General features: G+C 64.5%; 16 protein-coding genes. 8 read left to right on the top strand and 8 right to left on the bottom strand.

From position 1 onward, the window contains the following. Positions 1-71: 71 nt before the first annotated feature. Positions 72-515, top strand: a complete 444-nt coding sequence (locus Q7514_RS12670) for an SRPBCC family protein (RefSeq protein WP_330133621.1) — start codon at positions 72-74, stop codon at positions 513-515. Between the two features lie 14 nt (positions 516-529). Here Q7514_RS12670 and Q7514_RS12675 read toward each other — a convergent pair whose 3' ends face one another. The 3 genes from Q7514_RS12675 to hppD all read right to left on the bottom strand — a co-directional run bounded on the left by Q7514_RS12675 (position 530) and on the right by hppD (position 2,240). Further along, positions 530-745 carry a hypothetical protein gene (locus Q7514_RS12675; RefSeq protein ID WP_330133945.1) on the bottom strand — a complete coding sequence of 72 codons (216 nt, stop codon included), beginning with the start codon at positions 743-745 and terminating at the stop codon, positions 530-532. Next, positions 691-966 (bottom strand): maleylpyruvate isomerase N-terminal domain-containing protein, encoded by a 276-nt coding sequence (locus Q7514_RS12680; protein WP_330133622.1) that lies wholly within the window; start codon positions 964-966, stop codon positions 691-693. Before Q7514_RS12680 ends, Q7514_RS12675 begins: the two co-directional genes overlap by 55 nt. 68 nt (positions 967-1,034) lie before the next feature. Next, positions 1,035-2,240, bottom strand: coding sequence for a 4-hydroxyphenylpyruvate dioxygenase (gene hppD / locus Q7514_RS12685; RefSeq protein ID WP_330133623.1), 1,206 nt, complete (start codon positions 2,238-2,240; stop codon positions 1,035-1,037). 187 nt (positions 2,241-2,427) lie between these two features. Here hppD and Q7514_RS12690 point away from each other — a divergent pair, with 187 nt between their 5' ends. The 4 genes from Q7514_RS12690 (at position 2,428) to Q7514_RS12705 (ending at position 6,385) form a co-directional block, all read left to right on the top strand. Then, positions 2,428-2,937: an Lrp/AsnC family transcriptional regulator gene (locus tag Q7514_RS12690; RefSeq protein ID WP_330133624.1), complete on the top strand. Its 510-nt coding sequence runs from the start codon at positions 2,428-2,430 to the stop codon at positions 2,935-2,937. Positions 2,938-3,078: 141 nt separating this feature from the next. Next, positions 3,079-4,332: a Glu/Leu/Phe/Val dehydrogenase dimerization domain-containing protein gene (locus Q7514_RS12695; RefSeq protein ID WP_330133625.1), complete on the top strand. Its 1,254-nt coding sequence runs from the start codon at positions 3,079-3,081 to the stop codon at positions 4,330-4,332. Further along, positions 4,325-5,731: an amino acid permease gene (locus tag Q7514_RS12700; protein WP_330133626.1), complete on the top strand. Its 1,407-nt coding sequence runs from the start codon at positions 4,325-4,327 to the stop codon at positions 5,729-5,731. The genes Q7514_RS12695 and Q7514_RS12700 overlap by 8 nt, the downstream gene beginning before the upstream one ends. A gap of 42 nt (positions 5,732-5,773) precedes the next feature. After that, positions 5,774-6,385 (top strand): dihydrofolate reductase family protein, encoded by a 612-nt coding sequence (locus tag Q7514_RS12705; protein ID WP_330133627.1) that lies wholly within the window; start codon positions 5,774-5,776, stop codon positions 6,383-6,385. 12 nt (positions 6,386-6,397) lie between these two features. Here the strand turns inward: Q7514_RS12705 and Q7514_RS12710 are convergent, their stop codons facing one another. Further along, positions 6,398-6,757, bottom strand: a complete 360-nt coding sequence (locus Q7514_RS12710; protein WP_330133628.1) for a HepT-like ribonuclease domain-containing protein — start codon at positions 6,755-6,757, stop codon at positions 6,398-6,400. Continuing rightward, positions 6,754-7,212, bottom strand: a complete 459-nt coding sequence (locus Q7514_RS12715) for a helix-turn-helix domain-containing protein (protein ID WP_330133629.1) — start codon at positions 7,210-7,212, stop codon at positions 6,754-6,756. Before Q7514_RS12715 ends, Q7514_RS12710 begins: the two co-directional genes overlap by 4 nt. An 83-nt stretch (positions 7,213-7,295) precedes the next feature. On the opposite strand from Q7514_RS12715, the gene Q7514_RS12720 reads away from it, so the two are divergent. Continuing rightward, the gene (locus Q7514_RS12720; RefSeq protein WP_330133630.1) at positions 7,296-8,477 is read left to right on the top strand and encodes a hypothetical protein; all 1,182 of its coding nucleotides are present in this window, start codon (positions 7,296-7,298) and stop codon (positions 8,475-8,477) included. Here Q7514_RS12720 and Q7514_RS12725 read toward each other — a convergent pair. After that, the gene (locus Q7514_RS12725; RefSeq protein ID WP_330133631.1) at positions 8,364-8,708 is read right to left on the bottom strand and encodes a CD225/dispanin family protein; all 345 of its coding nucleotides are present in this window, start codon (positions 8,706-8,708) and stop codon (positions 8,364-8,366) included. The two genes, Q7514_RS12720 and Q7514_RS12725, sit on opposite strands and share 114 nt — an antisense overlap. 152 nt (positions 8,709-8,860) lie before the next feature. On the opposite strand from Q7514_RS12725, the gene Q7514_RS12730 reads away from it, so the two are divergent. Further along, a complete protein-coding gene (locus tag Q7514_RS12730; RefSeq protein ID WP_330133632.1) occupies positions 8,861-9,868 on the top strand; it encodes an ABC transporter substrate-binding protein in 1,008 nt (335 codons plus the stop codon). On the opposite strand, the gene Q7514_RS12735 is transcribed toward Q7514_RS12730, so the two are convergent. Both Q7514_RS12735 and Q7514_RS12740 read right to left on the bottom strand, forming a co-directional pair. After that, positions 9,869-11,392: an FUSC family protein gene (locus Q7514_RS12735; RefSeq protein WP_408016090.1), complete on the bottom strand. Its 1,524-nt coding sequence runs from the start codon at positions 11,390-11,392 to the stop codon at positions 9,869-9,871. A 198-nt stretch (positions 11,393-11,590) separates the two neighbouring features. Further along, on the bottom strand, positions 11,591-12,517 hold the full coding sequence (locus Q7514_RS12740; RefSeq protein WP_330133634.1) for a helix-turn-helix transcriptional regulator: 927 nt from the start codon (positions 12,515-12,517) through the stop codon (positions 11,591-11,593). Between the two features lie 130 nt (positions 12,518-12,647). Here Q7514_RS12740 and Q7514_RS12745 point away from each other — a divergent pair, with 130 nt between their 5' ends. Next, the gene (locus Q7514_RS12745; protein ID WP_330133635.1) at positions 12,648-13,541 is read left to right on the top strand and encodes an aldo/keto reductase; all 894 of its coding nucleotides are present in this window, start codon (positions 12,648-12,650) and stop codon (positions 13,539-13,541) included. The last annotated feature ends 9 nt before the right edge of the window (positions 13,542-13,550 follow it).

The following is a 13,550-nucleotide window of genomic DNA, read 5'->3' on the forward strand; positions in this document are numbered from 1 at the left end:
TCCCTTCCCGCGCCAGAAGGTAACAGCTACTGTTCGTAACAGAAACAAATCTTGAAGGGAACCCGCCCGCCATGATCGAGGTCCACCACACCGCCGTCGCGGAGGTTCCCGTCGACGTCGCGTTCGACTACATCGACGACCACCGGACCGTCCCCGACTGGATGTTCGGCGTCGTCCGATTCGAGCCGGTCGGAGCACAGATCCACGGCCTCGGCGCGAAGTTCGATGCCACCATGCGGGTCGGCCCGAAGAACCTCGATTCCCGCGTCGAGATCGTCGAGTGGGAACACAGCAAGGCGATCGTGTTGTCGTCGATTTCGGGGTTCCGGACGTCATCGTCGTGGAGGTTCACCGAACTCGACGACCGGCAGGCACGCCTGGACGTCATCTTCGGTTACGAACTTCCCGGAGGACTCGCCGGCCGTGCCCTCGGCAAGCTCATCGAGCCGATCGTGGGCACGGCCGTACGACAGACCGAGCAGGCGCTGCGCGTCCAACTCACGCAGCTCGCCTGACTCCAGCGGGCGGTTCACACCCCTGCGGTGAACCGCCCGCTCTGCTCCCCCGCCAACAGACCCGGTGGCAGGGTCCGGCCGGCCAAGACCAGCAGGAGATGCTGCGCCGATCCGGTGACAGTGGAACCGGTGCCGTACGACCAGTCGTGATCATCGGCCTGCAGACGAACACCGGTCAGGTCGGCACCGAAGAAGTCGATGGCAATGCGCGCGTGTCGGCGCGGGCGCACGCGTCGGACGCGCGGTTGATGTCGCCCCGCGCCTTCACCATGGCGAGCGCGAGTCTCGGAATGCTGTAGCGAAACGCTGTGGTGGTGTGCGCGAGCACCTCTCGGATCCTCCACTCCTCGCACAACGACGCGATATCCCACTGCCGCTCGTCGAGCCGGTCGAGCACCTCGAGGAGATCCCGCCGTTCCCCAGCAACATAGGGGTGTGCAGACTTCGGCATCGGTCGGTCCCTTCACTCGGAGTTTCTGCCAGGGCAGACCCGTCCGACGTAAGGAACTCATCGTGCAATCAGAAATTGCCGCGCGCAGCCTGCTCCCGCTCGATCGCTTCGAAGAGGGCCTTGAAGTTTCCCTTCCCGAAACCGAGCGATCCGTGGCGCTCGATCAGTTCGAAGAACACGGTCGGACGATCACCGATCGGCTTGGTGAAGATCTGCAGCAGATAGCCGTCTTCGTCGCGGTCGACGAGGATCCCCCGCTTCTTGAGTTCCTCGATCGGCACGCGCACCTCACCGATCCGCGCACGCAGTTCAGGATCCTCGTAGTATGCGTCGGGGGTGGCGAGAAATTCGACGCCCTCATCTCGCAACTGATCGACCGTGGTGAGAATGTCGTTGGTGGCCAACGCAAGATGCTGCGCTCCCGGACCCTGATAGAAGTCGAGATACTCGTCGATCTGCGAGCGCTTCTTGGCGATCGCCGGCTCGTTGAGCGGGAACTTCACGCGGTGATTGCCGTTGCACACCACCTTGCTCATGAGCGCCGAGTAGTCGGTGGCGATGTCGTCGCCGACGAACTCGGCCATGTTCGTGAACCCCATGACACGGTTGTAGAAGCCCACCCACTCGTCCATCCGGCCGAGTTCGACATTGCCGACCACGTGGTCGAGGGCCTGGAACAGCCGCTTCGGAGCACCGTCACGCTTACGGAAGGTCGACGTGCGCTCGACGTATCCGGGCAGGTAAGGCCCGTTGTAGCGCGACCGGTCGACGAGGGTGTGCCGGGTGTCGCCGTACGTCGCGATTGCCGCGGTACGTACGGTGCCGTGCTCGTCCGCGGTGTCGCGGGGTTCCTCGATGATCGTCGCCCCCTGCAGGCGGGCATGCTCGATGCACTTGTCGACGTCGGGCACCTGCAGCGCGATATCGACGACCCCGTCACCGTGGAGTCGGTGATGCTCGATCAGCGCACTGTTCGGGTCGACCGCGCCCTTGATCACGAATCGCACTGCACCGCTGCGTAATACATATGCATGATGGTCGCGATTTCCGGTGTTCGGGCCGGAATACGCGACGAGTTCCATTCCGTAGACGGACTGGAAGTAGTGGGCGGTCTGGGTCGCGTTGCCGACCACCCACACCACCGCATCCCAGCCGCTCACCGGGAACGGGTCACTCTCACTGTCGTATTCGACGAGCCCGACGAGACGATGCAGCTCGTCGGCGTCGAGGTGGGCGAGTTTCTCGCTGTCGGTGAGGGTGTATTCGAGCGTCATGTCGTGAACCTCCTGCCGCCGTCCGCGGCACCGGTCGATGTGTCGTGTATCACCAGGAAAAACCCATCGAATGTCGTCGCGCAACGTCGCCTTTCCCAACTGGTCGGGTTGGCTCGAATCCACAGGGGAGGCGCCGTTCAGCTATACAATCGGTCTAGAATTTGTGGCTCGATGGGAAGGACCCGCCATGCGTGAGCCCGTGCAACTGGACGAGTTGGATTTTGCGCTTCTCGAGGCACTGCACACCGATCCGAAGGTCGGCGCGCTCGAACTGTCACGCCGCCTGACGGTCGCACGCGCCACGGTGTCGGCACGCCTCAAACGCCTCGAGGACACCGGTGTCATCGCTGGCTATGAACCCAGAATCAACTTGTCTGCAGCAGGTTTCGAGGTCCAGGCATTCGTGACGATGGAAATCGTCCAGGGTGCACTCGAAGCAGTCACCGACGTGCTCGAGGCGATCCCCGGTGTGCTCGAAGCATTCGCCACCACCGGCGCCGGCGACATCCTGTGCCGCATCGGTGCCGATTCACACATCGGGCTACAGCAGACCCTCATCGAATTGAACCGCTCGTCGATCGTCGCCCGATCGACGAGTGTCATGGTGCTGTCGGAGGTGGTGCACTACCGCGCGATGCCGCTGCTCCGGACCCTCGAACCCGAACGATCGGCGAAGGCCCCCGCATATCGTCGTTGACCCGATCCACCAGCGGGAACCTACTCAACTGGACGAATTGCACAGAAAATTGCTTCAGTACTCAACCGAACCTCCGCAGCGTGCACAGTTGCCTGAACCGCAGTTGCGGTCAGATTGTTACTGCCGTCACAGTTCTCTCCCATGAAGAACCTGCTGACGAAATTCGAAGACAAGGCCCCCGAGATCGTCTTCGAATGGCACGACACCGACACCACCGCACGCGGCTGGGTCGTCATCAACTCCTTACGCGGCGGAGCGGCCGGCGGCGGTACCCGCATGCGGCGTGGACTGGACCGCCGCGAAGTCGAATCCCTCGCGAAGACCATGGAAATCAAGTTCACCGTATCGGGACCGGCGATCGGCGGCGCCAAGTCCGGCATCGACTTCGATCCGTCCGACCCTCGCAAGGACGAGGTTCTCCGACGCTGGTTCGCCGCCGTCGCACCGTTGCTGCGCGCCTACTACGGCACCGGCGGCGACCTCAATGTCGACGAGATGGCCGAGGTCGTCCCGATCACCGAGGCCAACGGCCTGTGGCATCCGCAGGAAGGGGTCGTCACAGGACATTTCGGCAACGACGAACGCCAGCGCATCCAGCGCGTCGGCCAGTTGCGACTCGGCGTCGCGAAAGTGGTCGAGGATTCGCGGTTCACTCCGGCCCTCGACTCGAAATACACCGTCGCCGACCTGATCACCGGATGGGGCGTCGCAGAATCGGTGCGCCACCACCGAAGCCTCTACCCCGGAGACGATCTCGCAGGCAAGCGCGTCATCGTCCAGGGTTGGGGCAACGTAGGCGCAGCAGCTGCCTACTATCTCGCGCAGGCCGGTGCCCGGATCGTCGGCATCATCGACCGCGACGGTGGAATCCTCGAGCCTGAGGGCCTGTCGTTCGACGAGATCCGCACCTTGCTGCTCACCCGCAACGGCAACGCGTTGCACAGCGACCGCATGATGCCCTTCGCCGAGGTGAACGAACAGATCTGGGATCTCGGCGCCGAGATCTTCCTCCCCTGCGCTGCAAGCCGTCTCGTCACCCGCGAGCAGGTCGACCGGATGGTCGCCGCGGGGCTCGAGGTGATCGCGAGCGGTGCCAATGTTCCGTTCGCCGACGACGAGATCTTCTACGGCCCGACCTACGAACACGCCGACAAGTCTGTTGCCGTCATCCCGGATTTCATCGCCAACTGCGGCATGGCCCGTGCATTCGCCCAGCTCATGGAGGGCGAAGTGGAGGTGTCCGACGCCGCGATCTTCGGAGACGTCTCCGACACCATCGCGACCGCGCTGCGGCGCTGCCACGGCCGCTCACCCGAGCGCACCGGCCTCGCTGCTACGGCGTTCGAGATCGCCCTCGACCAGCTCGTCCCGGCAGGGGAGCGCATCGATGACTGACACCCTGGTCGCCGCACCGGCCACCACGGCCGAACCCGCGGGGCTACATCGCGCGATGAAACCGCGCCAGCTCGTGATGATGAGCCTCGGCGGCGCGATCGGAGCGGGTCTGTTCGTCGGGTCCGGCGCGGGTATCGCGGTCGCCGGCCCGGCGATCCTGATTTCGTTCCTGGTCGCGGCCGTGCTCGTGGTGTTCATCATGCGGATGATGGGCGAGATGGCGGCGGCGAATCCGGCCAGCGGCGCGTTCTCCACACACACCGAAGCGGCGCTGGGTCCGGTCGCTGGACGCACCATCGGCTGGCTGTACTGGATTCAGGTCATCATCGTGATCGCCGCCGAGGCGACAGGCGCAGCAGCGATCACCGCGGTGGCGCTGCCGGGGATCCCGCAGTGGGCGTCGGCGCTGTTCTACATGGTCGTCCTCACCGGCGTGAACCTCGTGGGTGTCAAACGATTCGGTGAGGTCGAATTCTGGTTCGCCGCAATCAAGATCACAGCGATTGTTGCGTTCCTCGCGATCGGTGTCGCCATGATCGCGGGCTGGATGCCCACCTTCGACACCACCGGGTTCGCCAACCTCACGGCTCACGGCGGTTTCGCACCCACCGGTATCGCGGGTATTGCTGCCGGCCTGCTGATCGTGATCTTCGCATTCGGTGGCACCGAGATCATCGCGATCGCCGCTGCCGAAACGTCCGATCCGCGACGCAATGTCGGCCGCGCCGTGCGCACCCTCGTCTGGCGGATCCTGGTGTTCTACATCGGTTCCGTGCTGGTGATGGTGACGATTCTGCCGTGGACGTCGGAAGACCTCGCCACGGGACCGTTCGTCGCAGTGCTGCAGGCCGGCGCGGTGCCGGGGGCAGCGGCGGTGATGACGGTGATCGTGGTGGTGGCGCTACTGTCGTCGCTCAACGCGATGCTGTTCAGTGCGTCGCGGATGATCTTCTCGCTGTCGCACCGGGGCTCGGCGCATCCCGCATTCGGGCGCACCGCGAAGAACGGCGTCCCCCGCAATGCGGTGCTCGCGTCGGTGGCGTTCGGATTCGTCACTGTCGGGCTGAACTACGCCTATCCCGACAAGGTGCTGCCGCTGCTGCTCAACGCCGTCGGCTCCACGATCCTGGTGCTGTGGACGTTCGTCGCCGTGTCGCACATGGTGTTGCGACGTCGAGCTCGACGCAACGGTACCGAGGACACACTGCCGCTGAAGATGTGGGGCTTCCCGTATCTGTCGTACGCGACGCTCGGTCTGCTCGCCGGCATCGTGGTGCTTGCCCTGTTCGACGGTGCCGCCCGCACGCAATTGCTCGCGACCGGTGCGCTCACCGCCGCCATCGCCGGTACGTGCACCGTTCTCCACCGTCGCAAGGCCAAGGCGATGAGTTTCCAGTAGCTCCCGGGTCTACCTTCGGGACACCGTCCGGAAGAGGAGACCATGAAGCTCACAGTGACGACGTTCGTATCGGTCGACGGAGTGGCACAAGGGCCCGGCGGCCCCGAGGAAGACCTCAGCGGAGGCTTCACCCGGGGCGGCTGGGTCGTTCCACTGTTCGACGAAGACACCGGCGAATTCATCGACGAAGTGTTCGCGCTGGTCGACGCGTTTCTGCTCGGGCGGAAGACGTTCGACATCTTCGCCGCGTCGTGGCCCAACTCGACCGACCCCGAGGACCCGGTCGCCCACGCGCTCAACACCCTCCCCAAGTACGTCGCGTCGCGCACGCTCACCGAGCCGGCGTGGGGTCCGACGACCGTGCTCGACCACGACATCCCGTCTGCAGTGGCCGCACTGAAGAAGCAACCCGGTCGCGAACTACAGGTGCACGGAAGCATCGAACTCGTCCGCGTCCTTCACGACCACGACCTGGTGGACGAATACCGGTTGCTCACCTTCCCGGTCGTCGTCGGACAGGGTCGGCGGCTGTTCGACCAGGGACTCGACACCGCACTGACGCTCGTCGAGTCCCGCACCACCAAGTCGGGTGTGACCATCTGCTCGTATGTGCCGGCCGGTCGGCCCGAGTACGGGCTTGCAGAAGTTGAGTGATCGCCGGACCGATCAGTCGACCAGACCGAGTTTGTCGACGAGATCAGGGATCCGTGTCGCCAGGGTGGTGTAGACGAGACGATCGTTGACCTTGTCATAGTGATGTGCGATGAGGTTCCGCATCCGGCCGATCGCCACCCACTCGATATCCGAGTGTGCTGACTTGTATGCGTCCGGCAGCTTCTCGACGACGGTGGCCACCTGAATCAGAATATGCCGACCGTTGTTGCGGAGAACTCTTCCCGGCGCACTGTCCTCGAGATATGCATCCAATCCGAGGCCGACGGTATAGGCGGCATCAGCTGCGAAATCCGAGAGATCCTCCAGTCTGCGGCGTACTCGTGCGTCGCGCACTGATTCGGGTTCATTCACAGCGCAACAGAGTCCGCTCGCGCGCTTCCCATGACTTTTCCTGCGCCCCTGCCATCGATGACCTCCACACGCACAGTCAGTAGGTCTTCGAGGTCGTCCTGAAGCGTCAGCAGATCCACGATGTCATGCCCGTCGGTGAAGTCCACGATCAGATCGAGGTCGGACGACGGTTCGTCGTCGCCGCGCGCCACCGACCCGAATATCTGCGGCTCGGGTAGATTCGCTCGCGCGAAGAGCTTTTTCACCTCGTCACGCCGCATCGCCAACGCTACTGACGGTCGCAGCACAAGCGCTTCCATCAGCGCTGTCCGTGCCGCTTCGGACGGCACCCGCCGCCCGCTCTCGACCGCGGCGATCAATGGCTGTTTAACGCCGGAACGAGTCGCAAGATCACGCTGGGTGAGCCCCAGAATGCCCCTGCGAGCCCGCACGAAGTCGCCGAATGCAGCAGTCACGATTGCCATGATAACAATATTTGTTATCACTGTGCCCGCAAACCTGGCATGAAACCTCTGCCCATCCTGTTGAATCAGGATTCGTGGCAGCCAGTTCCAAGAACCCCCAGGGCCGTGTCCTGCGCACCGCTTACGGCAGTTCGTATGCCGAAGCGTTCTTGGTCATCGCCATCATCACGATCCTCGTCACTCGGCTGTATCTGGCGCTGACCGGCTATCCCCAAGTGGGCGGGGCGACACTGCATATTGCGCACGCCCTTTACGGCGGGGCCGCGATGATGGCAGCCCTTCTGATCGGTTGGTTGTTTCTCGGTTTCGGGCCGCGGGTGCTCGCGGTGGTGGTCGGCGGCATCGGATTCGGCCTGCTCCTCGACGAGATCGGCAAGTTCGTCACCAAGGACAACGACTACTTTTACGGTCCGTCCGCGGAGATCATGTACGTGCTCATCGTCCTCGTCCTGGTGGCGAATCGGCTCATTCGCATCGCCCGGCCTCCCACGGCGGCCGAGTATCTCGCGAACGCTGCGGCCATCGCCGCGGACGGCCTCGCGGGTGGGATTCCTCCGCACCGACGCGAGGCCGCCGCACGCATGCTCGACGAAGCGCAGAAACTCGGCAGCGCCCCTAACGCAGTCGCCGGGATACGCATGATTCTCGATTCCGCGGGTCACCGCGACGACCGCATCGAGTCCGGTAAGCGATTCGCAGTAGGCCTCATCCCCGGTTTCTTCCGCAGTCCCCGATGGGTTCCGATCGTCGGGTGGCTCATGGTCCTGGCCGCGGCGGTCGGCGTGGTGTTCGGTGTCGTACAGCTCGTATCCGGTGGCGTGCATGTCGACACCGACGACGTTCGGATCGAGATCGACAGGATGGGAATCACCGGCGGAATCCTGTTCGTGAGCGCGTCGATCACGCTGTTGATGGCCCTCCCCGCAATGATCGCCGTCCACCGCAGGGACTCACTGCGGGCCCTGCGCACTGTTCGGACCGCCGCACTGATCTTCACCGCGCTGAATGCGTTGGCGAACTTCGCCACGTCCGGATTCGGTGCGCTCCCCACTCTTGCGCTCGGCCTGTTCACCATGGCTGTTCTGTCGCACCATATTTCCATGCGCACCGAAGAGTCCGCCCGGTCGGCCGAACCTCCCGACTCAGCGATAGGACGGGTAGTCGGTCACCGCTTCGACACTGGCCATAGCCACCGCAAAGATGACAACGTACAGGACGACGAGCAGAACCATGAAGACCACCCAGATCATCAGTGAGATCTTGCCGAGCTTCTTCGCCTGCGCCGACGCGCGATGCGCACCTTCGTAATCACCCATCGTCCACAGCGGGAAAACCTTGGCCGAGTTGCTGAAGGCCGAGAACGCGAGCGGCCAGAAGAAGAGCATCGCGGCAACCGCCCAGCCTGTGTTCTGCGCAGGCAGCGGCGGCCGTGAATATTCCGGCGCCGCGCCGTGCTGGAAGCCATGCTGCTGGAACTGCTGGGTCATTCTTCCTCCGATTGCGATTTCGCTGTGTGCACGGAGGCAAGCTCCCCCGTCACATACTTGGATGCATCGAAGGGCGGTTTGGTTCCCTCACCCGGGAAATTGGTCAGGGGCACCGCATGGTCACCGAACACCGACAAGTTAGCCTCACCTTCATGTCGAGAATCTGGTCACGCGTCGGCGTCGCAGCCCTTGCGACCGTCTTCCTTGCCTCCTGCGGTACAACAGAAACGCCGAGCCAAGGCGCAGGGAACGCCGATGTCGCGACCGGTGGTGCGCAGTTCAGCACCGCCGACACCGAAACGGCGAAGCTGGGCAGTGACGCCGAACCCGGAGTGTTCCCGCGCACAGTCACACACGCTCTCGGCGACACCGTCATCGACAGCAAGCCCGAACGAGTGGTCGTGCTCGACAGCGGCGAACTCGACGACGTCCTGTCGCTCGGCATCACTCCGGTCGGCTTGGCCAGCCCGGAAAGCGCGTCGGGGCAACCGTCCTACCTTGCCGACCAACTCGACGGCATCACCGACGTCGGAACGGTCAACAACCTCAATCTCGAAGCGATCAGCGCGCTCCAACCCGATCTGATTCTCGGCAGCAAACTCCGAGCGGACACGCTCTATCCTCAGCTCTCGGAGATCGCACCGACGGTATTCAGTATCAGGCCCGGATTTCCGTGGAAGGAGAACTTCCTCCTCGTCGGCGATGCTCTGGGTGAAGAGGACACCGCGGTAGAAACCCTGAACGAATACCAGGCACGCGCCGACGAAGTGCGCGCGTCGATCGACGGGTCTCCCACGATCTCCCTCGTCCGATTCATGTCGGGACGGCTCCGGCTCTACGGGAACCTGTCGTTCATCGGTGTGATCCTGCAGGACGTCGGGCTCCCCCGGCCCGAAATCCAGGACATCGAGGAACTGGCAGTCGAGATCGGTCCCGAAACCATCACGGAAGCTGCAGGCGACCGGATCTTCTACACCAGTTACGGCCGACCCGAGGACACCGGCGAAGCCGCGGTCGTTTCCGGACCGCTCTGGAACCAGATCGAGGCAGTCCAGGACGGACGAGTGGAGCGGGTCAGCGATGAAACCTGGTTCCTCGGACTCGGCCCGACCGGCGCCATGCTCGTGCTCGACGATCTCCAGGAGCTGCTCGGTTCCTGATCAGGACTTCGAATCGGGCGACGCCAGGATCCGGTAGCCGAGTTCGTGCAGACGACGGTGCTCCGGCCAGTGGTCGCGAGCCCAGGCAGGGTCGCTGTGCGCAGCCGTGATGGCCGCCGCGGTAGAGGCATGCAGGTCGAATTCGAGATCGCGACGAAGCTCGGAGAGTTCTCTGCCGTCGGTCGCATGGGTGATCCGCGAGATGGCGTCGCGGATACGGCCATCCGCAAACGTGAGAGTCCGGCGATGAGCGCGGGGCAGCACACACCACATGACGACCAACGCGACGGCCACACCCACGATGGTTTCGAGGAAGCGGTCTCGGGCGACCGTGGTCAGGTCTGCCATGGTTCCGAGCGACCCGAGGATCACCGCAAGCGGGGTGATGAACACCATCGCGAGTCCGTAGTTCCGGACCAGGAAACTCTCGGTCCCCGCCATCATCAACGCCAGCACCACGACGAGAGCGGCACCCTGGAGTTCGAAGAACACCAGACCGGACAGCAATGCGAGACCGAGCACGGTGCCGACGAACCGGTGGGCCGCTCGGTAGGTGCCGAGGATCCGGTCCGGTCCCTGATGCAGGATCATCGCGGCCGTGATCACCGCCCAATCCGCTCTACCCACTCCCAGTGCAATTGCGATCGCCCCGGCCACCGGGCAGGCCACGAGCAACCGCACCACGATGGTCGTCGACCGAGCTCGCAGGTGCGCCGCCCGAGCGAGGCGGTAACGCACCGACGGCCGACGCAGCGGAACCTCCGGACGTAGATCGTCCGCGGGCCCGGCCTCACCGCGGTCGCGACCGCCCACGACGGCCGCGCAACGCACGTGAGCCGCGTACAGCGTCCGCGCCAACGGATGCCCGGAATCGGCGATACCCGCATCATGCAGGCATTGCCACGCCGCATGCAGGTCGTGCATAGCGGTGCGGCGGTGGGCCGGCGAATTATCCGCGACCACCGCATCCACGGCGGCGATCGCAGCACCCACCATCATGTTCTCCGGGGTGCGGGGCCGAGCCAGGACGCCGGACATGGCGACGATGAGCGCAGTGCCCGCACCGATCGCCGTCCACGCCACGATCGACGCAACCGAGGCTCCGGCCGCGGGCAGGACGGAGGCGATTTCCAAGGTGAACAACAGAAGGAATGCGCCGGGCGCGCCGAGTCGTAGCGCATCGACGACGAACGCGCATGACGCGACCACCACCGTCATGGTCAAGACCACCGCCATCGACCACCACTCCGAGCCTCCCGCGACCACGGCTCGGTGGACCTCCGACCCGACGGCGGCACCGACACCCGCCAAGGCGACGAGCACGGCCCCGATTATCGCGACCACTCGCCAGCGCACCCGGTAGGGCCGGCCCTCGCCGTAGACCACGGCGAACGCGCCGAGGGCTGCGATGGCGGCAATCGATCCGAACCCCGCCGCGACACCCACGAGCCCGGGCAATGCGACCGTCAGCGCCGCCCGTGCGACGCCGGACCACCGGTGTCCGTGGCGCGGCACCGCCAGCATCGCCGACCAAGGGGCAGCCGGAGCGGGAATCGGCAGGTCGGCGCCCACCACCTGCTGCGATCCCGTTCCGTTCGACACAACCACCCAGGCTAGGAAGGGACCGGACGGGTGCGCCAATCCAGACGGACCTATGAGGCACAATTCACGCCGATATGCCTGATATGCGAGCTATGCACGCGACGTCGTCGGGCTTGTCCGTCAAAGGTCCTTCCGAGATCGGGTCACCGCTGCCGACGGTTCGGGCGCGGCCGGAGTCGTGGCCGCCCACGAGGTGAGCAGCTTGAGTCCGTCGTCGGACGGCGAACCCGGCACAGCGGTGTACACGTTGAGCTGCAACCCGGTATCGGCAGGAAGGTCCAGCGCCTCGTAGGCGAGTTCGAGTCGGCCTACCACCGGATGGTGGAAGACCTTGGTGCCGCTGCGATGGAGACGCACGTCGTGAGAGGCCCACATCCGACGGAAATCCTCACTACGCGTGGACAGTTCGCCGACCAACGCGATGAGCGCAGAGTCGTAGGGATTCTTCCCGGCCTCCGCTCGCAGTATTGCGACGGCATCGTGGGCGATCTTCTCCCACCTGTCTCCCCAATACTGCTGCGCAGCATCGAGATCGAGGAAGTGGAATCGGGCAGAGTTCACCGGTTTGTTCGCGATTCGCTCCGGCGAATCGTACATCGGCGAATACAAGGCCCTGGCCGTGAGGTTCGTCGCCAGGACATCGAGCCGACCGTTGCGCACCAGAGCGGGCGCGCTCTCCATCGAGTCGAGGATGCGCTGCACAGCCGGGCGAACACTCGCAGGCGGCGTACGACGGGCCCTCGACCGCGCCACGCCGGATGCGTTCGCCGCGCGAGCGAGGTCGAACAGGTGAGTGCGCTCGGCTTCGTCGAGTTGCAGCGCCTCTGCCAACGCCTCGAGTACCGATTCGGACACACCGTTGAGGTTTCCTCGTTCGAGGCGGGTGTAATAGTCGACGCTCACACCGGCGAGCATCGCCACCTCTTCGCGTCGCAATCCAGGCACCCGCCGTTTACTCCCTCCGTATGCGGGCAGCCCCGCCTTGTCCGGAGTGATCCGGGCACGTCGTGAGGCGAGAAACTCCGCCGTCTCTGCCTTGAGGTCCATGTCATCGACGGTACGTCCGGAAATCAGCGTGTGGGAGGTACTGGCATTACTCCCAGCACAGCCCAGGCAGGCGAATGGGGGTTCCGTCAGACCCTCCCACACTCTGCGAATCGCTCTTATCGTGGTGGCCATGCCTGCGAACACGCTTCCTGACCTGACGCTCAACAATGGGGTCACCATGCCCGCGCTCGGCTTCGGCGTATTCCAGACGCCTCCGGCCGAGACGATCGCCGCCGTCGATGCCGCGCTGCAGACCGGTTACCGGCACATCGATACCGCGGCCGCCTACGGCAACGAACGGGAGGTCGGCGAGGCGATTCGCCGATCCGGACTGGACCGCGCCGACATCTTCATCGAGACCAAAGTCTGGATCAGCGACTACGGCTACGACGCCACCCTGCACGCCTTCGACAAGGCCGTGGGCAAACTCGGCGTCGACCAACTCGATCTGCTGATCCTTCACCAGGCACTCCCCTCGCGGTTCGACCTCACGCGCGAGGCCTACCGCGCGCTCGAAACGCTGCTCGCCGACGGCAAGGTCCGCGCTATCGGCGTCAGCAACTTCATGGTCGAGCACCTCGACCAATTGCTCGAAACCGCCACCGTGACACCTGCCGTCAATCAGATCGAGGTGCATCCGTACTTCCAGCAGCCCGCAGTACTCGCCGCAGACAAGGCACACGAAACCCTCACCCAGGCCTGGTCGCCGATCGGTGGCATCACCTTCTACCGCGACGGAAAGAACAGCAGCACCCTCGACGACCCGACCATCCGCGCGATCGGCGACGCACACAACAAGACCGCCGCCCAGGTGATGTTGCGCTGGCACCTGCAGCAGGGCCGGTCCGCGATTCCCAAGTCGGTCACCCCGAGCCGCATCGCCGAGAACTTCGCTGTCACCGACTTCGAGCTCACCGACGCCGAACTGGCATCGATCGACGCTCTCGACACCGGCGTGCGCGGAGGCCCGGAACCCGAGGCCATCACCCTGGAATCCTTCGGAAGAGCGATTCCCGAAGCCTGATCAACCCGA

Origin of the sequence: Rhodococcus artemisiae (assembly GCF_036327795.1) — a bacterium.
In the GTDB taxonomy this organism is placed as follows: domain Bacteria; phylum Actinomycetota; class Actinomycetes; order Mycobacteriales; family Mycobacteriaceae; genus Rhodococcus; species Rhodococcus artemisiae.